At 67.1% G+C, this 25,732-nt stretch carries 14 protein-coding genes; 6 read left to right on the top strand and 8 right to left on the bottom strand.

All coding sequences use genetic code 11. The features are described from left to right. Window positions 1-25 precede the first annotated feature (25 nt). Entirely contained in the window at window positions 26-2,047 is a 2,022-nt protein-coding gene (locus GPA25_RS08105; RefSeq protein WP_211163013.1) for a sigma-54-dependent Fis family transcriptional regulator, read from the top strand. A gap of 67 nt (window positions 2,048-2,114) precedes the next feature. Here GPA25_RS08105 and GPA25_RS08100 read toward each other — a convergent pair whose 3' ends face one another. Beyond that, complete coding sequence (locus tag GPA25_RS08100) at window positions 2,115-3,668, bottom strand: AMP-binding protein (RefSeq protein WP_169259867.1); 1,554 nt, start codon at window positions 3,666-3,668, stop codon at window positions 2,115-2,117. Beyond that, window positions 3,665-4,831 carry an acetyl-CoA acetyltransferase gene (locus GPA25_RS08095; protein ID WP_169259866.1) on the bottom strand — a complete coding sequence of 389 codons (1,167 nt, stop codon included), beginning with the start codon at window positions 4,829-4,831 and terminating at the stop codon, window positions 3,665-3,667. The genes GPA25_RS08100 and GPA25_RS08095 overlap by 4 nt, the downstream gene beginning before the upstream one ends. 124 nt (window positions 4,832-4,955) lie before the next feature. On the opposite strand from GPA25_RS08095, the gene GPA25_RS08090 reads away from it, so the two are divergent. Beyond that, the gene (locus GPA25_RS08090) at window positions 4,956-5,537 is read left to right on the top strand and encodes a LuxR C-terminal-related transcriptional regulator (RefSeq protein ID WP_169259865.1); all 582 of its coding nucleotides are present in this window, start codon (window positions 4,956-4,958) and stop codon (window positions 5,535-5,537) included. 74 nt (window positions 5,538-5,611) lie between these two features. Here GPA25_RS08090 and GPA25_RS08085 read toward each other — a convergent pair whose 3' ends face one another. Genes GPA25_RS08085 through GPA25_RS08070 form a run of 4 tightly spaced genes read right to left on the bottom strand, consistent with a single transcriptional unit; the run spans window position 5,612 to window position 13,171 of the window. Continuing rightward, window positions 5,612-8,521, bottom strand: a complete 2,910-nt coding sequence (locus GPA25_RS08085) for an EAL domain-containing protein (RefSeq protein WP_169259864.1) — start codon at window positions 8,519-8,521, stop codon at window positions 5,612-5,614. Further along, a complete protein-coding gene (locus tag GPA25_RS08080; RefSeq protein WP_169259863.1) occupies window positions 8,518-8,967 on the bottom strand; it encodes a response regulator in 450 nt (149 codons plus the stop codon). The genes GPA25_RS08085 and GPA25_RS08080 overlap by 4 nt, the downstream gene beginning before the upstream one ends. Continuing rightward, on the bottom strand, window positions 8,964-10,700 hold the full coding sequence (locus GPA25_RS08075; RefSeq protein WP_169259862.1) for a sensor histidine kinase: 1,737 nt from the start codon (window positions 10,698-10,700) through the stop codon (window positions 8,964-8,966). Before GPA25_RS08075 ends, GPA25_RS08080 begins: the two co-directional genes overlap by 4 nt. Beyond that, window positions 10,697-13,171: a sensor histidine kinase gene (locus GPA25_RS08070; RefSeq protein WP_211163012.1), complete on the bottom strand. Its 2,475-nt coding sequence runs from the start codon at window positions 13,169-13,171 to the stop codon at window positions 10,697-10,699. The genes GPA25_RS08075 and GPA25_RS08070 overlap by 4 nt, the downstream gene beginning before the upstream one ends. Window positions 13,172-13,637: 466 nt before the next feature. Here GPA25_RS08070 and GPA25_RS08065 point away from each other — a divergent pair, with 466 nt between their 5' ends. Both GPA25_RS08065 and pbpC read left to right on the top strand, forming a co-directional pair. Further along, complete coding sequence (locus GPA25_RS08065; protein WP_169259861.1) at window positions 13,638-18,776, top strand: alpha-2-macroglobulin family protein; 5,139 nt, start codon at window positions 13,638-13,640, stop codon at window positions 18,774-18,776. A gap of 10 nt (window positions 18,777-18,786) precedes the next feature. Beyond that, window positions 18,787-21,084: a penicillin-binding protein 1C gene (gene pbpC, locus GPA25_RS08060; RefSeq protein ID WP_169259860.1), complete on the top strand. Its 2,298-nt coding sequence runs from the start codon at window positions 18,787-18,789 to the stop codon at window positions 21,082-21,084. Window positions 21,085-21,126: 42 nt separating this feature from the next. Here the strand turns inward: pbpC and GPA25_RS08055 are convergent, their stop codons facing one another. Further along, entirely contained in the window at window positions 21,127-22,011 is an 885-nt protein-coding gene (locus GPA25_RS08055) for a Tim44 domain-containing protein (RefSeq protein ID WP_169259859.1), read from the bottom strand. A gap of 133 nt (window positions 22,012-22,144) precedes the next feature. Here GPA25_RS08055 and GPA25_RS08050 point away from each other — a divergent pair, with 133 nt between their 5' ends. After that, window positions 22,145-23,038, top strand: coding sequence for a LysR family transcriptional regulator (locus tag GPA25_RS08050; protein ID WP_169259858.1), 894 nt, complete (start codon window positions 22,145-22,147; stop codon window positions 23,036-23,038). A gap of 10 nt (window positions 23,039-23,048) precedes the next feature. Here the strand turns inward: GPA25_RS08050 and GPA25_RS08045 are convergent, their stop codons facing one another. Beyond that, a complete protein-coding gene (locus GPA25_RS08045) occupies window positions 23,049-23,771 on the bottom strand; it encodes an IclR family transcriptional regulator (RefSeq protein ID WP_169259857.1) in 723 nt (240 codons plus the stop codon). Between the two features lie 290 nt (window positions 23,772-24,061). Between GPA25_RS08045 and GPA25_RS08040 the strand changes: the two genes are divergently transcribed. Then, a complete protein-coding gene (locus GPA25_RS08040) occupies window positions 24,062-25,552 on the top strand; it encodes an aldehyde dehydrogenase (protein WP_169259856.1) in 1,491 nt (496 codons plus the stop codon). Window positions 25,553-25,732: the final 180 nt, after the last annotated feature.

The following is a 25,732-nucleotide window of genomic DNA, read 5'->3' as shown; positions in this document are numbered from 1 at the left end:
AGCGCAGAAGCAAAGGAGGAGTGAGATGGAAGTTACCAGTCCGAGCCAGATGTTTTCGCGGCCGGAGAACGACAGTCGCGTCATGGCGACATGGGAGCGATTCCTGTGTGGCGAGGAGAGCAGTCCCGATGCCTTGCGCCGCCTGATCGACGACTCATGGCGGCGTTGTTTCGATGCGAGCGTCGATCCGGCGCGCAATGAGGCGCCCCCGCCCTTGCCCGAAAATTCGCTGTATTCGCTGCGCGACGAGCATGGCGAACTGCTGAGCGCGAGTACGCCGGTGATGGCGCTGGCGCGCGAGTTCCTGTCCGAGACCGGGACCGTGATGGTGCTGACGGACCACAGCGGCACGATCCTCAATCTCGAGGGCGATTCGTCCACGCGCGGTGCGGCCGAGAACGTGCATCTGCTGTCGGGCGCGAACTGGAGCGAACTGGCCTGCGGCACCAACGCAATCGGTACGGCGCTGGAGATCGGACAGCCGGTGCAGATCCACTCCGCCGAACACTACTGCGCCGGCATCAAGCTGTGGACCTGCTCGGCGACGGTCATCCGCGACCCGTACGACGGCACTATCCTCGGCGTCATCGACGTCTCCGGGCTCAATACCACCTATAACCGTCACAGCCTGGCGCTCGTCGTGACCACCGCCGGACGCATCGAGAACCGCCTCGCCAAGCTCGAGATGGACATCCGTTACCGCCTGCTCGAGTACTGCATGCGGCGCCTGACGAGTGCGACGTCCGACGGCATCATCGTGCTCGACCGCCGCGGTAACCCGATCAAGGCGAACGAGCGCGTCTCCTCGGTGCTGACCGATCTCGGCGACGGCTGCTGGGACGGCGTGCCCGGCGACCTGTCCTCGCTCGCGCTCGGCCGCGCCGATGGCAATGCCCTGCCCGCCACGCTGCCGGCCTGGATCCGCAAGGACTGGTTGGAACCGGTGATCCACAATGGCCAGCGCATCGGCACCCTGCTGACGCTGCCCAATCGTCGCGGCGCCGTTTTCGGCTCGACGGCGAGCCAAGCCGACAACGGCGAGCCGGTCGGCAAGGGCGGCTTCGAACGGGTCATCGGGCAGGATCCGGCGCTGATGGAAGCGGTCAAGCGAGCGCAGCAGTTGGCGCGCTCGAGTGTCCCGGTGCTGCTCCTCGGCGAAACCGGCGTCGGCAAGGATGTCTTCGCGCGCTGCATCCACGATGCCGGCGCGACCAAGGATGCGCCTTTCGTCGCGCTCAATTGCGGCGGCTTCTCGCGCGAGCTGCTTACCAGCGAACTCTTCGGCTATGCCGAGGGCTCCTTCACCGGTGCGCGGCGCGGCGGGATGATGGGCAAGGTCGAGGCCGCCGACGGCGGTACGCTGTTCCTCGACGAAATCGGCGAGATGCCGCTCGACCTGCAACCGCATTTCCTGCGCGTGTTGGAGGAAGGCGAGGTCTACCGCCTCGGCGAGAACAAGCCGCGCAAGGTCAAGTTCCGCCTGATTGCAGCGACCAACCGCGACCTGCGCAAGGAAATCGACGAAGGGCGCTTCCGCATGGATCTCTTCTACCGCGTCGCGGTGACCAGCATCCGCATCCCCGCGCTGCGCGACCATCCGGACGACATCCCCCTGCTCGCCGAGCACTATCTGCGCAAGGTCGCCGCCGCGCACGGCATCGAAGAGGGCGTGCTGCTGCACGATGCGCTCGACTGCCTGAAGCGCTACCGCTGGCCGGGCAACGTCCGCGAATTCCGCAACGTCATCGAAAGCATGCTGCTGACCTCGCACGACGCGCGGCTGTCGATCGACTCGCTGCCAGCGGAGATCCGCGCCGGCCACGTGCGCACCAGCCCGACGCTGGCGCCGTCGTCCGAGCCGCAGCGCCGCGTCACCGGCCTGGAGCAGGCCGAGCGCGAAGCGATCCTGCGCGCGATCCGCAGCTGCAGCGGCAACATGGCGGCGGTCGCGCGCGAACTCGGCATCGCCAAGAGCACGTTGTACCTGAAGCTCAAGCGCTTCGAACTCGATCCCCACGTCGATAGCGTGCGCGGCAATCGCGTCTGAACGCCTCGAGCGACGCAACGGCTGCGGGCCGCCCGGTGCAGGGCGGCCCGCAGCTGCCCGGGCGGGTTCAGGCGTGGCCGTCGGCGTCGAGCAGCGCGCGCAGTTCGGTTTTCAGCACCTTGCCGTAATTGTTCTTCGGCAGGCTCGCGACGAAGCGGTATTCCTTCGGCCGCTTGAAGCGCGCGATGTGATCGAGGCACAGCGCATCGAGTTCTTGCGCGCCGACGCGCTCGCGACCCTCGCCGGCGACGACGAAGGCGACCACCACTTCGCCCCATTCCGCGTCCTTGCGACCGATGACCGACACTTCCTGCACCGCCGGGTGCTTCAGCAGCACTTCCTCGACTTCGCGCGGATAGATGTTCGAGCCGCCCGAGACGATCACGTCCTTCGAGCGGTCCTTCAGCGTCAGGAAGCCCTCGTCATCCATCGCGCCCAGGTCGCCGGTCCACAGCCAGCCGTCGCGCAGCGTCTGCGCGCTCGCCTGCGGATTGCGCCAGTAACCGGCCATCACCGCGTCGCCGCGCACCAGCACTTCGCCGGTCTCGCCCGCGGGCAATGTGCGGCCGTGCGCATCGGCAACGCGCACTTCGACGAGCGCCTGCGCGACCCCGACCGAGGCGATGCGCTCGGCCCAGCGCGGGTGCCCGCGCTCGGCGAGCTGCGCGCGCGACAGCGCCGTGATCGTCATCGGCGACTCGCCCTGGCCGTAGATCTGCACGAAGCGTGGCCCCATCACGTCGAGCGCGCGGCGGATGTCCTCGACGTACATCGGCCCGCCGCCATAGACGATGGTCTTGAAGCCGGACACCTCGGCACCGGTCGCGGCGACGGTCTCGGCGACGTGAGCGACGAGGCGCTTGACCATCGTCGGCGCGGCGAACAGCGCCACGCGGCCGAGCGCCTGTGCCAGCGCCGCGAGCTCGGCCGCATCGAAGCCGCCCGACGGCGGCACGACGTGGCGCGCGCCCTTCAGCACGTACATGAAGTTGTACAGGCCGGCGCCGTGCGACATCGGCGCCGCATAGACGATGGCGTCGTCCGGGCCGACCTCGTCGATATCCGCGAAATAGCACGAGCTCATCGTGCACAGGTTGCGGTGGGTGATCATCACGCCCTTGGGCCGGCCGGTCGTGCCCGAGGTGTAGAACAGCCACGCGAGATCGCCCGGCGCGCGGTGCTGCGGTGCCAGTGCCGCGCCCGCCAGGAGCATGGCGTAGTCCGGCGTGCCGGGCGCGAAAGCCTGGCGCAGCGCCGGTGCCGCGGCGAGCAGCGGCAGCACGCCGCTCGCGAGGCCCTCGCTGACGAAGAGTGCCGCGGCGCCGGAATCCTCGAGGATGAATTCGACCTCCTTCGGATGCAGCTTGGCGTTCGCCGGCACCGCGACGAGCCCCGCCCACCAGATGCCGTAGAGCACTTCGAGATATTCCGGGCAGTTCGTCATGAACACCGCGACGCGGTCGCCTTCGGCAAGCCCCAGCGGCCCGCGCAGGTGGCCGGCGATGCGCGCCGCGCGCGATGCGAGGCTGCGGTAGTCGAAGAGGCAGCGTTCGCCCGAAAACACCGCCGGACGCTCCGGATGGATGCGCGCCGTGCGCACGAGAAACTGGGCGACGTTCATCGTGCACGCTCCAATACGCTGACGTAGTTCGCGACCGCGAGCCCGCCCATGTTGAACACGCCGCCGAGGCGCGCGCCCGGCACCTGCATGTCGCCGGCCTCGCCGCACAGCTGCATCGCCGACAAGACGTGCATCGACACGCCGGTCGCGCCGATCGGGTGCCCCTTGGCCTTGAGGCCGCCGGAAATATTCACCGGCAGGCGGCCGCCGCGCGCGACGGTGCCGTCCTCGACGACGCGCGCGCCCTGTCCCGGCGCGGCGAGCCCCATCGCCTCGTAGCTGAGCAACTCGGCGATCGTGAAGCAGTCATGCACTTCCGCGAAGGACAGGTCGTCGAGCGTGCAGCCCGCCGCCGCCAGCGCTTGCCGCCACGCGCGGCGCGGCCCCTCGAAGGATGCCGCATCGCGCCGCGACATCGGCAGGAAGTCGTTCACCTGCACGCGCGAACGGAAGCGCACCGCGCGCGGAAACTGCCGCGCGATCGATGCGTCGGCGAGGACCAGCGCCGCGGCGCCGTCCGACACCAGCGAGCAGTCGGTCTTGCGCAAGGGCGCGGCGATCAGCGGGTTCTTGTCGGAAACGGTGTTGCAGAACTCGAAGCCCAGATCCTTGCGCATCTGCGCCCACGGATTGCGCACGCCGTTGGCGTGGTTCTTCGCCGCGATGCGCGCGAGCGTCCCCGAGTGGTCGCCGTGGCGGGCGAAATACGCCTGCGCGATCAGGCCGAAGATGCCCGGAAAAGTCAGGCCGCGCGCCGCCTCCTCCCTGACGTAGGACGCGCTCCCGAGCACCCGCGTGACCTCGGGGCCGGAGATGCCGCTCATCTTTTCCGCGCCGACGACCAGCGCGATCTTCGCCCGCCCGGCTTCGATCGCATCGCAGGCCGCGAAGACCGCCGCGGCGCCCGACGCGCAGGCGTTCTCGACGCGCGTCGCGGGCGTCCAGCGCAAGCCGTCGTCGGCCTGCAGCGCAAGTGACGAGCAGAAGATTTCCGGAACGAAGCCGCCGTTCAGGTTGCCGAGCCAGATCGTGTCGATCGCGGCGGCCGGCACTTCGGCATGCGCGATCGCCTCGCGCGCCACGCCGGTGATCAGGGCCTCGATATCCAGCTGGTCGAAGCGGCCAAAGGGCGAATGCGCCCAGCCGACAATGCAGGTGCCCATCGGATGTCTCCTCTATTGTTTTGTGTGATGCCGGAGAAGACTGTAGAGGCGCGCCGGCCACCCGGACAGGCGTAGGACTACGCTATGGTAGTCTTACGTAAGCCTTCACCCGACGCGCGTCGCGATGTTGAACACTCGAGAAAAACCGGACCTCGTGTCGAACGACGACCTTGCGCTGGCCTTCGAGCTCGCGCCGGTGGGGCTGTGCGTGTCGCGCAATCGCATCATCCAGCGCTGCAACGCGACGCTGGCGGCGATGTTCGGCTACCGCGCCGGGGAGCTGGAAGGCGCCTCGTTCGACAGGCTGTATCCGTCGCAGGAGGAGTCCGATCGCATCGGCCAGGCCGGACTCGACGAGATGCGCGAAAAGGGTTGCTACAGCGACGACCGCATCATGCGCCACCACGACGGCCACCTGTTCTGGTGCCACGTGTCGGGGCGCTCGCTCGATCGCTCGGACCCGTTCGCCTGCGCCGTATGGATGCTCGAGGATCTCTCCGCGCAACGGCCGGTGACCGCGGCCCTGACGACCCGCGAACGCCAGGTCGCGCAGCAGCTCATTGCCGGCAAGACCAGCAAGCAGATCGCGCGGTTCCTCGACATCAGCCCGCGCACCGTCGAAGCGCATCGCGCCCGGCTGATGAAGAAGCTCGAGGTCGGTTCGCTCGGCGAGATGATCTCGCGACTCGTCGGATCGGCGCCCTGAGGCGCGGGGCCGGCCGCCCGTTGTTCGAGCCGTGTTGGACGCGACCGCGCGTGCCGCGAGACGCTCAGTCCTTGTCAGGAATTGCGCTGCTTGTCGTATCCACTCGCCTTAGCGGCCCGGGGTTTGATGATCGCTTCGTGGAAAACGAAGGCGTCGTGGATATGTTCGCGCAGGAGGACGCTGTCCCAGGGTTTGCGCAGGGATTTGTAAACGGCGCCCTTGTCGATCGCCTGGGTGATCGTTTCCTGATCCGTGCTGCCGGACAGCACGATGCGAACCGAGTCCGGGTGCAATTCCTTGACGCGGGAAAGGAACTCGGTGCCGGTCATGTGCGGCAGGTGCTGGTCTGCGAGAATGACCTGGACGAGATGAGTGGCCAGCAGGTCCAGTCCCCGCATGCCGCTCTCGGCGGTCAGAATGTCGTAGCCGTCCTGGGATAGCAGCCGGTACAGCGAAAAGAGTCCGTCCGGGTCGTCGTCCACGAGGAGGATGGTGCGCTTCGCGGCGTTCTCCGCACCCTGCATGCGGGGCAGGCATTTGCCTTCCGCGATCAAGGTATGGAACGCGTCGGCGGACATCGGCCGGGCGAAGTAATAGCCCTGCATTTCGTCGCAGTCGCGACTTTGCAGGTAGCCGAGTTGTGATTCCGTTTCAACGCCTTCCGCGACGACTTTCAGGCGCATGCGATGGGCGAGGTCGATGATCGAGACGGCGATCATGGCCGCCTCGGGCTCGGTGACGATGTTGCGCACGAAAGACTGGTCGATCTTCAGCGTATCGATCGGGAAGCGGCTCAGATAGGCAAAGCTGGAATAGCCCGTGCCGAAGTCGTCGAGCGACAGCCTGACGCCGATGCGCTTCAGCTCATGCAGGATGGCGACGGTCTGCTCCGGATCCTCCATCAACATGCTCTCGGTCAATTCCAGTTCCAGAGAGGCTGCCGGTATCCCGTGGCGCGCCAGGGCCTGCTCGACGATCATGGCGAGGTCGCCGGAATTGAACTGGCGGCTGGAGACGTTGACGGCCAGGCGCAGGTCGGGCCAGCCCGTGTCGCGCCAGGCGCGCAGCTGGCGGCAGGCGGTGTCGATGACCCAGGTCCCGATCGGCACGATCAGTCCGGTCTTTTCCGCCAGCGGAATGAAACTGCCGGGCGGCTCCATGCGGCCGCCCTCGCGTTGCCAGCGAATCAGCGCTTCGGCCCCGACGACCAGACCGGTACGCAGATCGAGCTTGGGCTGGTAATGCAGCACGAACTCCTTGCGCTCCAGCGCCCGGCGCAAGGCCCCTTCGAGGGCCAGCTGTGCCAAGGCGTTCACGTTCATGTCGGCCGTGTAGAAGCAGAAGCGGTTGCGACCCTGTTCCTTGGCCTTGTACATGGCCGCGTCGGCATCGCGCAGCAGCTCGGCGGCAGTGCTGCCGTCTTCCGGAAAGATGCTGATGCCGATGCTGGCCCCGATATAGGCCTCGTTGCTGCCGTCGAGCAGGAACGGCGTTGCCAACGCGGCCAGCAGGTCGCGCGCGACTACCGCGGCCTCTTCGGGGTTGTGAATCGGTTCGAGCAGCAGCAGGAATTCGTCGCCGCCGAAACGGCCGAGGGTATCTTCGTCGCGCACGCGTTCGCGCAGGCGTCGCGCGACATCGACGAGCAAGTTGTCGCCGACGATATGCCCGAGGCTGTCATTGACCGCCTTGAAGCGATCGAGGTCGATGAACAGCACTGCGGCGCGCTCGCCGTGCCGTCCAGCCCGGTCGAGGGCGTGCTCGATACGCGACTGGAGCAGCAAGCGATTGGGCAAGTCGGTGAGCGGGTCGTAGTGGGCGAGGTGCAGCAGCTGCTCCTCGCTGCGTTTGAGCTGGCTGATGTCGCTGAAAACGCCGACATAATGCGTCGGGCGGTCGCGATCGTCGTGCACGGTGGAGATGGTCGCCCAGGCCGGATACACCTCACCGCTCTTGCGCCGGTTCCAGATCTCGCCCTGCCATTGACCGGTTTCCAGCAAACTCGCCCACAGCGCCTGGTAGAACTCGCGCCCGTGCCGGCCGGAGCGCTGGATGCTGGATTTCCGGCCGAGGGCTTCGGCTTCGGTGTAGCCGGTGATCTCGGTGAAGGCCTTGTTCGCCGCCACGATGCGGCTCTGCAGGTCGGTGATGATGACGCCTTCGCGGGTGCTCTCGAACACCGTTGCGGCCTGGCGCAGCCGCTCCTCGTTGCCGCGGCGCTCGGTCACGTCTTCGACCACGCCGACATAGCGCGATGGTCTTCCCGCTGGCGTGGTGACCGGAAATCCGCGGTCCTGCACCCAGCGTATGGAACCGTCGGGCCGAACGACGCGGAACTCGTGCTCGAAAGGCTGCCCCGCTGTCTGCGCCGAATGCGTGTCCCCGATGACCCGCTCGAGGTCGTCGGCATGGATGCCGTCCTGCATCGAGCGCGGATTCTCGTAAAGCGAGGCGCACGTCCGCTGCCAGATGTTCTCGTAGGCCGGACTCGCGTAGACGATCTGTCCGAGATCGACATCGGCCAGCCAGATCGCCCCTGAAATGTGTGCCGCGATGAGCCGGAACCGTTCCTCGCTTTCCTGCAGGGCCTGTTCGGCGGCACGCTGGGCACGATGCTGGGCGCTATCACGCAAACTCCGGTCGAGCGCCGGGCACAGCCGCAGCAAATTGTCCTTCAGGACAAAGTCCCAGACGCCCTCCTTGAGCAGTTCGACCGCGGTTTCCTCGCCGATGGACCCCGACACGATGATGACGGGACAATCCGGAAGGCGATTGCGCAACAGCGCCAGGGTGTCGCGAAACTTCATGTTGGGGACGTTGTAATCGGCGAGAACGGCGTCCCAGCCCGGCTGGTCGAGCGCCTCCCGGAGTCCCGCCGGATCCTCCACGCGTACCACATCGGCCTCCACCCCCTGGCGCCGCAGATGGCGGGTCAGCAGATGGAAATCCGCGGGGTCGTCTTCGATATAGAGTAATTTGATCATCGGCTCGCCCTATCCCTTGGCGGCTCATTGGTGGCCAGCCAGTAGACGCCCAGGCGCGCCACCGTTGCGGCGAACTCGCCGAAGTCCAGCGGTTTGCGCACGAAGCTGTTGGCTCCACATTCGTAACTGACCAGCCGGTCACGTTCCTCGTCGGAGGACGTCAGGATCACGATCGGCAGCAAGCGCGTGCGCGGATCCTTGCGCAGGCGTTCCAGCACCTCCAGCCCCGACAGCCGCGGCAGCCCGATGTCGAGCAGCACCACGGTCGGGAGTTCCGTGCCTGCCAGTCCGGCGAATTCACCCTCGCCAAAAAGGTAATCCAGCGCCTGTTGGCCATCCCGGGCCACCGCCACGTTGTTGGCCAGGTTGCTCTTCTTCAGCGCACGCAGAATCAGCATTTCGTCCTGCGGGTTGTCTTCGACCAGAAGTATGGTTCCTCGATTCATGACGATCCTCCATTGCCGCCGTTGCCCGCGGGCAGGGAAAAACAGAATGTCGCACCCGCGCCGGGAACTGCCTCGGCGCGAATTTCCCCGCCGTGACGACGGATGATGCGCTGCACGGTGGCCAGGCCGATGCCGGTGCCGGGGAACTCGTCCTGGCGGTGCATGCGCTGGAAGGCGTTGAACAGGCGATTTGCGTGGGCCATGTCGAAGCCGGCACCGTTGTCGGAGACGCAGATGCCTGCCACGGCATCAACCTGACCGGCAAACACGCGGATGACGGGTTGCGTGGTGCCGCGTGTGAATTTCCATGCATTGTCGAGCAGATGTGCCATCACCACGTCGAGCATTTCCGTGTCGCCGGTGGCGCTGAGGCCGGGTTCCACGTCCCATACGATCTGTCGTAGCGGCTCGCCGTGCGCCAGTTTGCCCAGCCGCCGTCCGGCCAGCACCGAGATATCGACCGTTTCGCGTTTCAACTCACCGCGTGTGCAGCGCAACAAGGCGAGGATGCCATCGATCAGCTCGCCCATGTCGCCGCTGGCCTGCGTGATCTGGGCAAGGCATTTTCGCGCTTCCGTATCGAGTGTCCCGGCATGATCCTCGACCAGCACCTGCGAGAAGCCGCTAATCGCGCGCAACGGTGCGCGCAGATTGTGCGTGAGTGCGTAGGCCAGGTCTTCGAGTTCGGTATTGGCCGACTGAAGTTCGGCGGTGCGCTCCGCCACCCGCTGTTCCAGTCCGGTATTGAGCTTGCGGAGTTCGGCTTCGGCGCTCCGGTGCTCCGTGATGTCCCGCGCGATACCGAACAGGCCGACGACCCGGCCCGCCTCGCCGATCACCGGCCCCCTTGTGCCCAGGAATACCCGTGTCCTGCCAGTGTGGGTCGTGACCAGTTCCTCAGTGGTGTGCGTTCGGCCCGTCGCCAGGATCGCACGATCCATGGCCATCATTTCCCGTGCCGTCGCTTCCGGGAACAGGACGCTGTCGTCGCGGCCGATGATCTCTTCCCGTGCTTTGCCGGCAAGCGCGCAAGCCGCGGCGTTGGCCAGCAGGTAGCGAGCTTCCGTATCCTTGACGAACACGGCGTCCGGCGTGCTCGAGATCACAGCATCGAGCAGGCGACGATCAAGCTCTGCCCTGATCAGCGACCGCCGCAACATTTCGCTGAGAACGCTGACCGCCACGCCGTTGACGACCAGGAAGGCCAGTTGCAGCAGGTCGACGCTATTGGCGATGCGCAAGCTGTGCTGTGGCGCAATTGCCAGGTAATCCACGGCGAGCGCGGCCATGGCGGTCGATACCAGGCCGGGCCCAAGGCCGCCGAGGAGGGCGCTGAGGATGATCGGAAACATGAACACGATCAGTAGCGGCGGGTCGCCGAACCCCACCGAAAGACGCTGGCGCACCAGCAGCATGGCGAGGGTGATTGTCACGGCGAAGAACCAGGTCAGCCAGCGCGGCCGCCGCCCCGGCGCAACGCCGGTGGCCAGTGCGTCCATCAGCCGTCCCATGCCGGTCGCGTCGGCGGCGGGTACCGAGCGCAGGGCAAAGAAAAACGCCGTGGTGGAGGCGCAAACGAAGAACACACCCTTGGCCGTCGACAGCGAGACGATGGATTCCATGTCGGCGAAGGTCGACAGCAACCGGTCGGACAGGAAAATCCAGGCCAGCGCCAGCACCGCGTAGCTGACACAGGCGACGACGACGTAGCGATTACGGGCGGGGGTGGTCATCCGGCCTCGCTTTCGCTTGCCAGCGTGAAGCAGAAGGTGGCTCCCTGCCCGGGGGCGGCCTGGGCGTGAATCTCGCCGCCGTGGCGCCGGATGATGCGCTGCACGGTGGTGAGGCCGATGCCGATGCCCGGGAACTCATCCTGGCGGTGCAGGCGCCGGAATGGCTGGAACAATTTATCGGCATGGGCCATGTCGAAGCCGGCGCCGTTGTCGCTGACGCAGATTCCGCGTCGGCCCGCAACGTCGCCGGCACGCACGCGAATCACCGGCGCCGGTGTCCTGGCCGTGTATTTCCAGGCGTTGTCGAGCAGGTTGAGCATGACCGCCTCGATCATGCGGGCGTCGCCGAAGACCGACATGCCCGGCTCGATGTCGACGCGGATGGCGCGGTCCGGCTCGGCGCGCCTCAGGTCGGCGAGGATCCTGTCGGCCAGTGCGGACAGGTCGATCGTCTCGCGCTGCAGCTCGCCGCGCGTGACCCGTGACAGCGCGAGAATGCCTTCGATCAGCTCGCCCATCTTGCGGCTCGCGATGCCGATCTGATCCAGGTAGACCTTCGCTTCATCACCCAGCTTGTCGCGATAGTCCTCGAGCAGCGCCTGCGAAAAACCGCTCATCGCACGCAGCGGTGCGCGCAGGTCGTGCGAGACGGAGTAGGCGAAGCTGTCGAGATCCTTGTTGGCGGCGGTGAGTTCGGCGGTACGCAGTTCGACGCGTTGTTCCAGGCTGGCATTGAGTTCGCGCAGTGCGTCGGCCGCCTGCTTGCGCTCGGTGATGTCCTGCACCGTGCCGTGGAGCTCCACCACCGCCCCCTTCGCATCCCGGGTCGCCTCGCCGCGGGCTACGATCCAGCGGTGCGTTCCGTCGGCGCGCACGACCTCGGCATCGCATTCGTAGGGTTCGCCCGACGCCACGCAGCCCTCGACGGCGGCAGCGAGGCGGGCCCAGCTGTCGGGCGCGAAGTACGTCTGGACCTCCGGATAGACCGCCGGCGGCAAGTCCGGGTCGCGGCGGTAGATGCGATAGATTTCATCCGACCAGACATGGTCGCCGGTGCGCAGGTCCCACCTCCAGTTGCCGATGCCGGCCCGGCGCTGCGCCTCCTTCAGCGTCGCTTCGCTGGCCCTCAGCGCCGCTTCGGTTTCCTTGCGGCGCTGGATATCCTCGATAACCGCGATGAAATAATCCGGGCGGCGGTCGGGGCGCCACACCAGCGCGACGGTGAGGTTGATCCATACGAGGCGGCCGTCCTTGCGGATGTAGCGCTTTTCCATCGAATAGGCGTCGATCTCGCCGGCGAGCGTCTGCTGCATGGACCTCAGGTCGGATTCGAGGTCGTCCGGGTGCGTGATGTCCCGGAAGGTCTTGGTCAGCAGTTCGTCGGGCGTGTAGCCGACGATGTCGCACAGTTTCCGGTTCATCCGCAGCCAGTGGCCATCGGGCGCGACCAGAGCGATACCGACGGCGGCCTGCTCGAAGGTGGCGCGGAAACGCTGTTCGCTCTCGCGCCGCGCTGCTTCAGCTGCCTCGCGTCGTGCGACGTTTTCCTCAAGCAGTTGGCGCACCGCGGCAATTTCGGTGATGTCCGGCATCCGGGTCACGGGGCACGGGGTGATCGCCAGCGCCGCCACCGCCCTTCCCAGCCGGCGGCTGGCCAGCAGGCCGCCGAGGACGCCGGCGAGCGTGGCGCCCAGGATCGCGATCACGAGCGCTATGGCGGCGTTCACCTGGGGGGCACGATAGAGGTCGCGGGGAATCTCGAGGACGACCGACCACGATGAGGCTTCAGACCGGGCCACGAAGCGCCTGGCGTCTTCTGCGTCCGTGGCAGGATCGACGCCCGCCGGCATGCGGCGGGCAATGGCCTCGCCGGTGCCGTCGAGCAGGGTGAGGCCCCAGCCGGCGGGGAGCGCCACCAGGTCGAGGCGATTCTGGAATTGGCGAGCCTCGAAAATCGTCAGCATCAGAAACGCGGTCCTGCCGTCGCGCAGGGCAGGCACGGCGATGGCGACCATCGGTACCTTGGCGATTGGCGCAAAAAAGCTGTCGCCGACGGCCGGCCTGCCGGTTTCGAGCGCGGTCTGCGCCGCGCTGCGCCCTTTGAATTGCGGCAGCACGGGCAGTGTCGTGCCGAACGGCTCGCGCGTATTCAGCAGCATGCGCATATCCCGGTCGGCAAGGAGGACGTGGCTGCCGAAACTCTGGTGGAAGCCTTGCGCTTCCCGATAAAAATCTTTCCAGCGCGACGCATCATCCGCGAGCGGCGACATGGCCAGCATTTGCAGCGCGTCGATGCGTGCAGCCAGGTTCTGGTCGATCGCGGTGGCGAAGTTCTTCGCTACGTTGGCGGCCACGAGGTCGCGTTCCGCCTGCGCCGTGCGGACCCGGTCGATGGCCAGATAGGCCGTCAGCAGCACCAGGGGCATCACGCATAGCCAGATCAGCCGGGTCAGGAAGCTATGCAGCGACATACCGATGTCCGGCGTTGCCCCTGTGGCCCGCGGGTGGTCCGAAGTCGTCCCGCGGCAGCCATTGGGCACCCGGCGCAGCGTAGCGCACGGCGATTGCCGACGCGACGCCGGTCGCGGCGCGATCGATCTGGCATGGGCGGGCAAGGCTGGCCATGGGTTGGGGGCATGTCTCGTGTGTGCTGCCTGAATCACGCCACGGGCGCAACGCAGGTGCTTATCGTTTTATTCAATTGTGCCGCGCATTTCATATTAAGGATAGACGAATAATTCCCATTTTGATTGTAGGAATTTCCTATTGGGATTTTCGACGAGCCGATTCGGCAGTGCGCAGCAGCGCCAGTGCCCGCCGCAACGCGTATCGGCGGGCCACAGCTCCCGGTTCGTGTGCGCGGTCTTTCCGTCGCCGCGCGGGTTTTTGTCACGACGTCTCGGTTAGAATCCGCGCGGCATATTCTCCGAGGGTGTCATGCAATTCGAAAGACAACGCATCAAGGGTTTCGGCGCCGTGCAGCTTGCGGTTGTCGCCGTTCTCGTCGTGCTGGTGCTGGGCTTTTTCTTCACCGGGTATCTGCGCGACACGGGGACGGACGAGCTTCCCGCCGAAGGCGTGGCTTTCGAGGTGGTGGATGGCGCGCCCCGCGACCTGGATGGGTCGCCGGCGCTGGCCCTGTCCTTCAGCCTGCCGCTCGACGCCCGGAGCGACTACGAACAGTTCCTGCAGGTGCTGGAAATGCCGGCCGCTACCCAGGCCCTGGACGCGTCCGCACCGCACGAGGGCGAAGGCGACGAGGACGAGTCCGGCGCGGCCGGGCCCCTCGCGAGCGGTACCAGCCGCGCCGCTGCGGATACCGCGCTCGAAGGCGGCACCCCGGTGTCCGGCGCGTGGGTCGTCGGCGACAACCCGCGCATGCTGTTCTTCCCGCACATCAAGCCACAGACGCGCTACGTGGTACGCGTGCAGGCCGGTCTGGCGGCGAAGAACGGCAGCAAGCTCGTCGCCGAATCGCGCTTCTCGATCCAGATGGCGGCGGTGGCGCCGGCCTTCTACTTCGCCAGCCGCGGCATGGTGTTGCCGGCCGCGCAGAATGGCGGCCTGCCGGTGACCACGGTCAATGTGCCGGAGGTCGACATCCAGTTCCTCAAGGTCAAGCCGGAGCAGTTGTCCGAGTTCCTCGAACAGGTGGTGGCCGGTCCGGTGCGCCAGCCGCCAACGTCGGGCGAAGCAGGCGAAGACGGTGAAGACGAGGACGAGCGCTATTACGGCGACAGCGGCACGCGCCTCAAGGGGGCGGTGGACGGCTGGGAGCTCGAACGGCTGCACAAGATGACGACGAGCGCCTTCATCGGGCGCTTCCTCACCGAGCAGAAGGCCGATCGGCGCAGCGTCACCTTCATTCCGGTGGAAAACATCCCGGCCCTGCGCGAGCCCGGCGTCTATGTCGCGGTGATGTCGCAGCCGAACCGTTTTCGCCACGAGTTCCAGACCACCTATTTCTACGTCAGCGATCTGGGCCTGCACCTGCGCCAATACGCCGCGCGCGGCGCCGATGCCTACGTGAGTTCGCTGACCAGCGGCAAGGCCGTGTCCGGCGTCGAGGTGAGCTGGGTCGACGCGCAGGGCAAGACCCTGGCGCGCGGCGAGAGCGACGGCGATGGTCGCGTGGCCCTTGCCGAGCGCCCGAAGGACGCCCGTGTGGTGATGGCGCGCAAGGGCGAACAGATGTCGCTGATCGCCCTCAAGGAACCCGCGCTCGATCTGGCCGAATTCGACACCGCCGGCCTGCCCTACGTCCCGGTGCGGCTGTTCGCCTACAGCGGGCGCAACCTGTATCGGCCGGGTGAGCGCTTCGAGGTGTCGGTGATGGCGCGCGACGCCGACGGCGGCGCCGTGCCGCCGCAACCGATCCAGGCGGTGCTGCGCCGGCCCGACGGCAAGGCGCAGTGGACCGCCACCTGGCAGCCCGACGCAGTGGATGCCGGTTACTACCGCCGTGCCATCGAGTTGCCGCCGGATGCGGCGACCGGTTCGTGGGCCCTGGAGCTGCGCGCCGATCCGGCGGCAAAGGTGGCCGGTACCGTGATGCGTTTCGGCGTCGAGGAATTCCTGCCCGAACGCATGAAGCTCGAGCTCGTGAGCCAAAGCGCGTCGCTGGAAGGCGCATCGGCCTGGCCCATCGACATTACCGGGCGCTATCTGTACGGCGCCCCCGCGGCCGGCAACCGTCTGCTGGGCGTGGTCAATACCGAACGCAACCGCAACCCGCTGGCGCAGAAACTGCCGGGCTTCGTTTTCGGCGATGCCGACGAAGACATCGTGAAGTCGCGCGCCGAGTTGCCCGAACTGCAGCTCGACGAGGCCGGCAAGGCCAGCCTCGAGGTCGACCTCGATCCGGTCGCCAAGCGCCGCTCGCCCTTCACCGTGCGTGCCACGCTGGGCCTGCTCGAAAGCGGCGGCCGGCCGGTGGTGCGCAGCATCGAGCGGGTGTTCTGGCCGGCGCCGGTGCTGGTCGGCCTGCGGCCGCTGTTCGTCGGCGCCTACGCGCGCGAAGGCGCGCCGGCCGAATTCGAGGTCGTGCGCAGCGATGCGTCGGCCAACTTGAAGGCGGGTATGGCACTGCCGGTGCGGCTCTTCCGCGAGAACCGCAGCTATTACTGGCGTTTCGACGACCAGCGCGGCTGGAATTCCGGCTTCACCGAAAGCGACGAACTGGTGGCGACGACCCAGGTCTCCGTGCCGGCCGGCGGGCGCGGCAAGCTCGCGCTGCCGGTCAAGTACGGCCGCTACCGCGTCGAAGTGTTCGATCCGGAAACCGGCCAGACGAACCGATTCCGCTTCTACGCCGGCTGGTTCGCCAAGGACGACGAGACGCAGGGCGTCCGCCCCGATCTCGTCGCGCTGAAACTCGACAAGCCGGCCTATGCCGACGGCGACACCGCGCGCCTGACGATCACGCCGCCGCACGCCGGCGAGGCGCTGGTGACGGTGGAAGGCGACAAGGCGCTGTGGGTGCGCCGCCTGTCGGTCGGGGCCGACGGCACGACGATCGACATTCCCATCGACAAGGAATGGAAGCGCCACGATCTCTACGTCTCGGTGATGGTGCTGCGCCCCGGCAATGCCGGCGACAAGGTGACGCCGGCGCGCGCGCTGGGCCTTGTCCACCTGCCGCTGGATCGCGGCAGCCGCAAGCTCGACGTGACGCTTGAAGCGCCGCAGAAGATGGAGCCGGACCGGCCGCTGAAGGTCCGCGTCAAGGTGCCGCAGGCCAAAGGGCAGAAAGCGATGGTGACGGTCTCGGCGGTCGACGCCGGCATCCTCAACATCACGGGGTTCAAGAGCCCCGACCCGTTCGGCTTCTTCTTCGCCAGGCTGCGCTACGGTGCAGATGCCTACGACGTCTACGGCCGTGTGATCGAGAAGATGGACGGCGAGAAAGGCAAGCTCAAGTTCGGCGGCGATGCGGCCCCCAAGCCGACCAAGAGCCTGCCGAAAAAGGTGCGCCTGGTCGATCTCTTCAGTGGCCCGGTGGTGCTCGACGACCAGGGCGAAGCCGAAGTGTCGCTGCCGGTGCCGGATTTCAACGGCAGCCTGCGCCTGATGGCGGTGGCGACCAGCGGCGAACGCTTCGGCATGCAGGAGGCGGAAGTCACGGTGGCGGCGCCGCTGGTGGTCGAACTGGCGACGCCGCGCTTCCTGTCGGTGGGCGACAGCGCGGTGCTGGCGATGGACGTGCAGAACCTCGCCGGCGCCGCGCAGGACATCCGGATCACTGTGAGCAATCCCGACGGCCTCGTGATCAAGGCCGGCGAACAGACGCTCACGCTCAAGGACCAGCAGAAGCGCATCCTGCGCATCCCGATCGAGGCCGGCACCGTGATCGGCCTGACCGAAGTGCAGGTGCGCATCGAGAGCCCGCTACTCAAGCTCGACCGCACCTTCCCGCTACAGGTACAGGCGCCGACGCCGCGGCAGTCGGTGATGAAACGCGTGGTCGTCGCACCCGGCGAAACGCTCGAAGTGCGCGACGCCGAACTGGGCGGCTTCATGAAACAGACGGTCGAGGCGACGCTGGCGGTGTCGGACAAGGCGCCGATCGACGTGCGCAGCGCCGTCAGGGGGCTGCTGACCTACCCCTACGGCTGCGCCGAGCAGACCACCAGCACGGCCTATCCGCACGTCTTCATCGACGAGGCGGCCGCGAAGCAGTTCGGCCTGAAGCCCTACACGCAGGCGCAGCGCGCCGAGATGCTGGAAAAGGCGATCGCGCGTCTCGCCGGCATGCAGGCGCCGAATGGCGGCTTCAGCCTGTGGGGCAATCTCTCGGAGTACCAGTACTGGCTTTCGGCCTATATCACCAATTTCCTCGTGGACGCCCGCGAGCAGGGGTTCAACGTGCCCGCCGAGATGGAAAAGCGCGCCGTCGAGTTCCTGTTGAAGGGCCTGCAGGAAGGCGTTGCCGGCCTGCCTTCCGGGCCGGTGAGCTACAACGAGAACTCGGTCTGGACCGACTACCGCTATGCCGGCTCCGGCCGCTTCGGCGTGCTCGCCTACGGCGCCTATGTGCTGGCCCGGCAGGGCAAGGCGCCGCTGGCGACACTGCGCCAGCTGCACGAGTCGCAGGCTGCGGCCCATTCGGGGCTGGCGCTGGTGCATCTCGGGCTGGCGCTGAAGCTGATGGGCGACGAGGGCCGGGCGACGGGCGCCGTCGAAGCCGGCATCAAAAAGCCGCGCACCGGCCATTACTGGTGGGGCGACTACGGCAGCAACCTGCGCGACTGGGCGCTGATGTACGTGCTGCTGGAGAAGCACCAGTTGAAGCCCGACGGGCGCGACAACCTCGTCAGCCAGGTGGCCGGCGAGATGGAGCGCAACCGCTACCACAGCACGCAGGAAAAGCTCGCGCTGTTCCTGCTCGGGCGCAGCTTCCTGACCCAGCCGGGCGGCGACTGGGCGGCCGAGATGACGGTGGCGGGCAAGCCACAGGCGATCGGCGGCAAGGGCGCGCAGTTCCAGGCCTTGTCGCCGGCTGACGTCGCGACCGGCGTGAAGATCACGAATACGCACAAGGAAAGGCTGTTCGTCGAACTCAACTTCGCCGGCAACCCGGTGAAGATGCCGCCCGCGCGGCGAGACGTCTTCGACCTCAAGCGCGAGTGGTACACGCCCGACGGCCAGCCGCTCGGCAGTCGCCCGCTGCGCGTTGGCGAGTCCCTGATCGTGCGCGTGAACGTGAAGACGCCCGGTCGCTACGCCAACGGCCTGATCGTCGATTACGTGCCGGCAGGCGTCGAGATCGAAAACGCCAACATCGTCCAGGGCGAGCAGTCGGCGGTGACCATCGCCGGCATCGATCCGCGCCACGCGATGCAGAACAGCAGCATCCAGCACGTCGAGTTCCGCGACGATCGCTTCGTCGTCGCGGCGCGTCTCAGGAACGAGATGGACTTCTTCTACCGCGTGCGCGTGGTGACGCCGGGGCGCTTCGTCGTGCCCCCCACCTATGCGGAAGACATGTACCAGCCGCAGATCTACGGTCTCGCGGGCGGTGGCGAAATGCTCGTGGTCAGCGACGGCAACGAAGAAGCGGCCAGCGCGAAGCCATGAGGTCGACGCCATGAGCCTGCAGCGGCGGCTGGCGCTGGCCGCCGCATTGGGCGCGCTGCTGCTCGCGGATCAGCTGTTTCCGCCACCCCTGCCCGGGCGGGCGGCGCCGCATGCGCAGGTGGTGGTAGCGCGCGACGGCACGCCCTTGCGCGCCTTCCCCGACCGCGCGCATATCTGGCGCCACCCGGTGCGCGTAGACGAAGTGTCGCCGCGCTATGTCGAAGCCCTTGTCGCCTACGAGGACCGCTTCTTCTGGTGGCATCCGGGCGTCAATCCGTTTGCCTTGCTGCGCGCCGCCGGGCAATGGGCAATCAATGGCCACATCGTCTCCGGCGGTTCGACGCTGACCATGCAGGTCGCGCGCATCCTCGAGCCGACGCCGCACACGCTGCCCGGCAAACTGCGCCAGATCGCGCGTGCCCTGCAGCTCGAACTGCGCCTGCCGAAGTCCGAAATACTCGAGCTGTACCTGAGCTTCGCGCCGATGGGCGGTGTGCTCGAAGGCGTCGAGGCGGCGAGCCGCGCGTATCTGGGCAAGCCGGCGAAGCGCCTGACGGAATCCGAGGCGGCATTGCTCACGGTGCTGCCGCAGGCGCCGTCGCTGCTGCGCCCGGATCGCTACCCGCAACGTGCGCAGCAGGCGCGCGACAAGGTGCTGGCGCGCCTGGAATCGCGCTGGGGCGCGGCCGTCGTCGCTGATGCGCGACAGGAGCCGGTGATCGCGCAGACCGTGCGCGAACCGCTGCTGGCGCCGCTCTTCGCCGAACGCCTGCGCCGTCAGCGGCCGCGCGAACGGCGCATCGACACGACGCTCGACGCGGGCGTTCAGAGCACCGTGGAGCAGATGCTCGCGTCGCGCCTGGTGGTACTTCCGCCGCGCGTGTCGATGGCGGCGCTGGTCGTCGACAACGCGACGCTGGAAGTGCGCGCCTATGCCGGCTCCGCCGATTTCACCGACTCCGCGCGCTTCTCGCATGTCGACATGGTGCAGGCGGCGCGCTCGCCCGGCTCGACGCTGAAGCCCTTCCTCTACGGGTTGGCGCTGGACGAGGGGTTGATCCATTCGGAATCGCTGCTTGCCGACGTGCCCCAATCCTTCGCGGGGTACCAGCCGGGCAACTTCCAGGCGAACTTCAGCGGCCCGGTCAGCGTGTCCGAGGCGCTGCAGAGTTCGCTGAACGTGCCGGCGGTGGAAGTGCTCGACCGTCTCGGTCCGCAGCGCTTTGTCGCGCTGCTGCGTCGCGGCGGGCTGAAACTCGAGCTGCCGCGTGGCGCGGCGCCCAACCTCAGCGTGATCCTCGGCGGCGCGGCAGTCGATCTCGAAGGACTGGTCGGCGCCTATACGGCGCTCGCGCGCGGCGGCGTCAGCGGCAAGCCGCGCTACCTGCCCGACGCGCCGCAGGAAGACGCGCGCATGATGAGCGAAGGCGCGGCCTTCATCATCCGCGAGGTACTGGAGTCCGGCGGGCCGCTCGCGCGAACGATCGAAAATGGCGTCGGCGCGCGCCGCGGCATCGCGTGGAAAACCGGGACCAGCTTCGGCTTTCGCGACGCCTGGGCCGTCGGGGTCAGCGACCGCTACACCGTCGGGGTCTGGGTAGGCCGGCCGGATGGCACGCCGAACCCCGGTTTCTTCGGTGCCAACATCGCGTCGCCGCTGCTGGTCGATATCTTTTCCGCCATCGATGACGGGCTGCCCCTGCCGCGCACGCCGCCGGCCAGCGTGGCGCCGGCGAAGATCTGCTGGCCGCTCGGTCTGCTGGCTCAGGCCGTTCCGCCCGAACTCTGCCATCAGGAGCGCAGCGCCTGGATTCTGAACGGCACCGCACCGCCGACTTTCCCCGACCGCCTGCGCGGCGGCTCGGCGCGGTATACGGATTATCGCGATGCAGCGAGCGGATTGCGGGTGCGCGCCAACTGCGCGGCGGGCGAGATGCGTGCTGTCGACATGGCGCGCTGGCCGGCCGCGCTCGAGCCGTGGCTCAATGCCGCGACACGCCGGCAGGCCTTGCCGCCCTCCTGGGCGCCGGCCTGCAGCGGTGCGCAGGCGCCCGAGGGCGGCCTGAAAATCGTCGGTATCAGCGATGGCGAAACCATTCGCCGTGCCGGCAACGGGCCGGCGCCGGAGCTGCGTCTGGAGGCGCGCGGCGGACAGGCGGAACTGGTCTGGCTGGTGGATGGCCGGCAGGTGGGCAGGGTGCCCGCCAACCGCGCCTTGCTGCAGAAATTTGCCGAGGCCGGCCGCTACCGGATCACCGTGATGGACGACGCCGGTCGTTTCGACCGGGTCGAGATCAGCGTGCGTTAGAAGTGCTCGGGAACGCCATGCCGCGGCGTCCCCGGTCAGGACTCAGTTCAGCTGCTGAATACCGGCAACCACCCAGCCCTTGCTGCCGTCGGTCGGCTTCGTCAGGTGCCAGATTTCGCTGAACGCATCGGGCGCGGCGCCGGCTTCTTCGCGGATCAGGCCGTGGAAACGTACGCTGACGATGTAGCGCTGCGCGTCTTCGACGCATTCGACGATCGCGCCCTGAAGGTCCACCACCTCGGTCTGTTGCGTGGCGGCGCCGCGCTCGCCCAGTTGCAGTTGCAGCTCGGCGAACATCTCCGGCGAGACGAATTCGCGCAGGTCGGCGAGGTTGCCGGCGTCGTTGGCGGCCTGCAGGCGCAGGAAGTTGAGCTTGGCCTGACGCACGAAACCTTCGGCGTCGAAACCGGCCGGCAGGCTGGGGCCGGAAACGTGCGATGCGGCGCCCGGCGTCGAAGCGGACAGCGGGGTGGACATCGGTGCGGGCTCAGCGGGCAGCGGCATCGAGCCACCGCCTGCGCCCATGCCGGCGTACTGCATGGCCGGGCCTTGAGCTTGTGCGCGCTTGCGGGCCAGGAAGCGGAATGCGAGCACCGCGCCGATGACCAGCAGGCCGATCATCAGCATGTTGGCGAAGCCTTCGCCCATGCCGAGGTGGGAGGCGAGCGCAGCCAGGCCGAGGCCGGCGGCGAGGCCGGCGACCGGGCCCATCCAGGAATTCTTGCGCGGCGCCTGGGTTGCCGCCGCGCCCGCGGCGCCGGTGGGCGCATCCGCGGTGCGCGCGGGAGCCGAGGCCGGGGCCTGCGGCGTCGCGTCGCGCTGCATGCCGATGGATTTGCTGCCGCCGAGGCGCTTCGCTTCGGCGTCCGTGACGGTCAGCCCGACGCTCAGTACGAGCGCGAACAGGCTCAACAAGATGCGTTTCATGGTGGGAGAGTCTCCTGTGCGTTGATTTAGCAAACATCGTTCGATTTAGAACGGCTCGCCGAGGATAGGTCAAGCTTGACTTCTAAGTAAGATGAGTTTTAAGTATGTTTAGTTCGTAAAAACGGAACACCTCATGCAGCCGCTCAATTATCGCCATCTCTACTACTTCTGGGTCGCGGCCAAGGAAGGCGGCATCGCGAGGGCGGCGGAGCGGCTCGACATGGCGGTGCAGACCGTCAGTACGCAGGTGCACGAGCTCGAACGCGCGCTTGGCTACACGCTGTTCCGCTCGGCCGGGCGCAGCATCGAACTCACCGAGGCGGGGGCCACGGCCGCGCGCTTCGCCGAGCAGATCTTCCAGCTGGGGGAGGCGCTGCCGGCTGCCGTGCGGGAGGCCGCCAACGCCCAGGGGGTGCGGCTCGCGGTGGGGATTTCCGATGCGCTGCCGAAGCTGGCGGTGCGCCACCTGCTGCAGCCGGCGGCACAGACCCCGGACCTGCGCCTGCTGTGCCACGAGGGCGACTTCGGCGATCTGCTCGCCGAGCTTGCCCTGCACCGCCTCGATGTCGTGCTGGCCGACCGGCCGGCGCCGGCCAATCCGAACCTGCGCGTGTTCAGCCACCGCATGGGCAAGGCGTCGGTCGCCTGGTACGCACCGGCAGCGCTGCTGGAGGGGGTGAAGGGGAAATTTCCGGCCTGCCTCGCGGAGCTGCCCCTGTTGATGCCGACGACCGACTCCGCGGTGCGCAGCCGTCTCGACGACTGGCTGGCACGCAACGGCATACGGCCGAAGGTGGTCGGCGAGTTCGAGGACAGTGCCTTGCTGGCGACCTTCGGCGAAAGCGGCTTCGGCGCTTTCCCGGCGACCGAGTGGTCGTTCGACGAACTGACGCGCGTGCGCGGACTCTCGCTACTGGGTCGCTGCCCGGAGGTGGTGGAGCATTTCTACGCGATCTCGGCGCAGCGCAAGGTCGAGCACCCGGTCGTCAGACAGCTGCTGGTTCAGGCCGAACAGTCGTCGGCCTGAACCGCCGCGCTCAGCCGTGCGAACGCTTGGATGCCTGGCCGAGGTCGGGCCAGGCGCCGCCGAACAGGTGAGTGAGTTCCGCGGCGTATTTCTGCAGCGTCGGCACGATGTCCTCGAGCGCCTTCTCGTCGAGACGGTATTTCGGCCCGGACACGGACAGCGCCCCGACCAGCCGCTGCTGCACGGCGAACACCGGCGCCGCGACCGCGGTGGTTTCGGGATCCCGCTCGCCGACCGACATCGCGTAGTAACGTTCGCGAATCTGGTCGTATTTGCCGCCGGACAGGCCGCTGAACGCGAGCAGCACGTGGCCCGAAGCGCCGTTGTTGAGCGGAAACGCGTCACCCTCGTGGATCGCGTCGCGGATCGCGCGCGGTGATTCGACGCGGTGCAGGCAGACGCGGCGGTCTTCGTCGCGTACAAAGAAGGAGATGCCTTCACGCAGCTCTTCCGACATCCGGCGCATCAACTGCGGCACGAAGTCGGCGGTGCTGAAATGCTTCTGGTACAGCGCACCGAGGAACAAGGGCTTGGGGCCGAGACGATAGGCGCCGTCCTCGAGCCGGCGCAGGTAGCCGAACTTCTCCAGCGATTCGGCCAGGCGCAGCGTCGTGCTCTTGTAGAAGCCGGCACGCTTGGAAATCTCGGTGAGGGTCAGACTTCTATCGCGGTCGGTGAACACGTCGAGGATGGTCAGGGCGCGTTCTACGGATGCGACGCCTTCGCTGCTCATTTCACTTCTCCAGAAAAATGGAACCGGGTTCTCGATTTCCGAACATGATAGCCGCCTTTTCAGGTGAACCTCTATCGCGTGCGGGGCGCGGCAGTATCTCTGCCGTAACCGGGGCTTACCGAATCGGCAATCTCAAGCGTCGCTGAAAAAGTTGCTTGAATCGTGCGCCGTCATGTCCCATACTAGAACACAGTTCTGATCAGCGCAACACAACCCGGGCTTCTGACCGTTTGGTGGAATGTGATTGCGACAGGCAGAGCACTGACTCGTGTTCATGACTGGAGACATACATGGAAAACGCAAAGGCACTCCCCAAGTACGGCAACTACATCGACGGCAAGATCGTCCCCCCGGCTTCGGGCGAGTACTTTCCGACCGAAAACCCCTATACCGGCGAAGCTTGGGCCGAGATCGCCCGTGGCAACAAGGCCGACGTCGATGCGGCCGTTGCGGCCGCGCACCGGGCCTTCGAGGAAGGCGAATGGCCGTCGCTGACCGCAAGCCAGCGCGGCAAACTGATGCGCAAGGTCGCCGACCTGATCGTCGCCAACGCCGAGCACCTGGCCGAGATCGAGCGCCGCGACAACGGCAAGCTGGCTGCGGAGGTCGTCGCGCAGGTCAAGTACCTGGGCGAGTACTTCCATTACTACGCCGGCCTGGCCGACAAGATCGAAAGCCACGTCATCCCGACCGACAAGAAGGGCGTCTTCTGCTACACGAAGTACGAGGCCAAGGGCGTCGTCGTGATCATCACGCCGTGGAATTCGCCGCTCACGCTGACCAGCTGGAAGCTTGCGCCGGCGCTGGCCGCGGGCTGCACGATCGTGATCAAGCCGTCCGAATTCACCTCCGCTTCGGCGATCGAGCTCGCCAAGCTGTTCGCCGAAGCCGGCTTCCCGCCGGGGGTGGTGAACGTCGTCACCGGTTTCGGTCATGAAGTCGGCGCGCCGCTGGTCGAGCATCCCGACACCGCGCACATCGGCTTCACCGGGGGCGAGATTGCCGGCCAGAAGATCTACGAAGCGGCCGCGCGCGGCCTGAAGACCGTGACGCTGGAACTGGGCGGCAAGTCGCCCAACATCGTGTTCGACGACGCGGATCTGGATCAGGCCGTGAAGGGCATCGTGTCCGGCGTGTTCGCGGCTTCGGGCCAGACCTGCCAGGCCGGTTCGCGCCTGCTGGTGCAGGAAAGCATTCACGATGAAGTCGTACGCCGTCTGGTCGAATTCGTCAGCACCGCCAAGATCGGCGACCCCTCGCAGCTCGACACCCAGGTCGGCCCGATCGCGACGCGTCCGCAGTTCGAGAAGATCATGAGCTACATCGAGATCGCCAAGGGCGAAGGCGCGAAGTGTGTGCTGGGTGGCCGCTCGCGCCCCGACCTCGGCGCCGGCCAGTTCGTCGAGCCGACGATCTTCACCGGCGTGAACAACAAGATGCGCATCGCCCAGGAAGAGGTGTTCGGCCCGGTCTTGTGCGTGATCCCGTTCAAGGACGAGGAAGACGCCGTGCGCATCGGCAACGACGTGCTGTACGGCCTCGCCGGCGCCGTGTGGACCAAGAGCCTGCACCGCGCGATGTACGTCACCGACAAGCTCAAGGCCGGCACCGTGTGGGTGAACAACTACCGCGCGACGAGCTACACCGCTCCGTTCGGCGGCTACAAGCGCTCGGGCATCGGCCGCGAGTCGGGGGCCGACGCAATCCGCGAGTACCTCGAAACCAAGTGCGTGTGGATCTCGACCGACCTCGACGTGCCGAACCCGTTCATCCGTCGCTGAAGCCAGGGTCGCGACCCGGGAGCGCTCGCGCGAGCGGCGCTTTTGCGGACCGGCTTGACCATGCCGCCCCACGCCAAGGCTTTCGCTGCGGTGTGCGGCGGCATTTTCTCATTGTCGCCACAGCAGGCCGAAGAAAGGTGTTGGGTCTGCTGCCGGGCATATGATAAAAGGGCGGTGGCG

Origin of the sequence: Aromatoleum diolicum, assembly GCF_012910955.1 — a bacterium.
Classification (GTDB): Bacteria; Pseudomonadota; Gammaproteobacteria; order Burkholderiales; family Rhodocyclaceae; genus Aromatoleum; species Aromatoleum diolicum.
Note: the sequence above shows the minus strand (reverse complement) of the source record. Positions and strands in the feature narration are given on the sequence as shown.

Bases quoted from the DNA above. Each gene is read 5' to 3' on its own strand.
- GPA25_RS08105 (WP_211163013.1), top strand. From the start codon at position 26: ATGGAAGTTACCAGTCCGAGCCAGATGTTTTCGCGGCCGGAGAACGAC.
- GPA25_RS08100 (WP_169259867.1), bottom strand. From the start codon at position 3,668: ATGAACGTCGCCCAGTTTCTCGTGCGCACGGCGCGCATCCATCCGGAG.
- GPA25_RS08095 (WP_169259866.1), bottom strand. From the start codon at position 4,831: ATGGGCACCTGCATTGTCGGCTGGGCGCATTCGCCCTTTGGCCGCTTC.
- GPA25_RS08090 (WP_169259865.1), top strand. From the start codon at position 4,956: ATGTTGAACACTCGAGAAAAACCGGACCTCGTGTCGAACGACGACCTT.
- GPA25_RS08085 (WP_169259864.1), bottom strand. From the start codon at position 8,521: ATGATCAAATTACTCTATATCGAAGACGACCCCGCGGATTTCCATCTG.
- GPA25_RS08080 (WP_169259863.1), bottom strand. From the start codon at position 8,967: ATGAATCGAGGAACCATACTTCTGGTCGAAGACAACCCGCAGGACGAA.
- GPA25_RS08075 (WP_169259862.1), bottom strand. From the start codon at position 10,700: ATGACCACCCCCGCCCGTAATCGCTACGTCGTCGTCGCCTGTGTCAGC.
- GPA25_RS08070 (WP_211163012.1), bottom strand. From the start codon at position 13,171: ATGTCGCTGCATAGCTTCCTGACCCGGCTGATCTGGCTATGCGTGATG.
- GPA25_RS08065 (WP_169259861.1), top strand. From the start codon at position 13,638: ATGCAATTCGAAAGACAACGCATCAAGGGTTTCGGCGCCGTGCAGCTT.
- pbpC (WP_169259860.1), top strand. From the start codon at position 18,787: ATGAGCCTGCAGCGGCGGCTGGCGCTGGCCGCCGCATTGGGCGCGCTG.
- GPA25_RS08055 (WP_169259859.1), bottom strand. From the start codon at position 22,011: ATGAAACGCATCTTGTTGAGCCTGTTCGCGCTCGTACTGAGCGTCGGG.
- GPA25_RS08050 (WP_169259858.1), top strand. From the start codon at position 22,145: ATGCAGCCGCTCAATTATCGCCATCTCTACTACTTCTGGGTCGCGGCC.
- GPA25_RS08045 (WP_169259857.1), bottom strand. From the start codon at position 23,771: ATGAGCAGCGAAGGCGTCGCATCCGTAGAACGCGCCCTGACCATCCTC.
- GPA25_RS08040 (WP_169259856.1), top strand. From the start codon at position 24,062: ATGGAAAACGCAAAGGCACTCCCCAAGTACGGCAACTACATCGACGGC.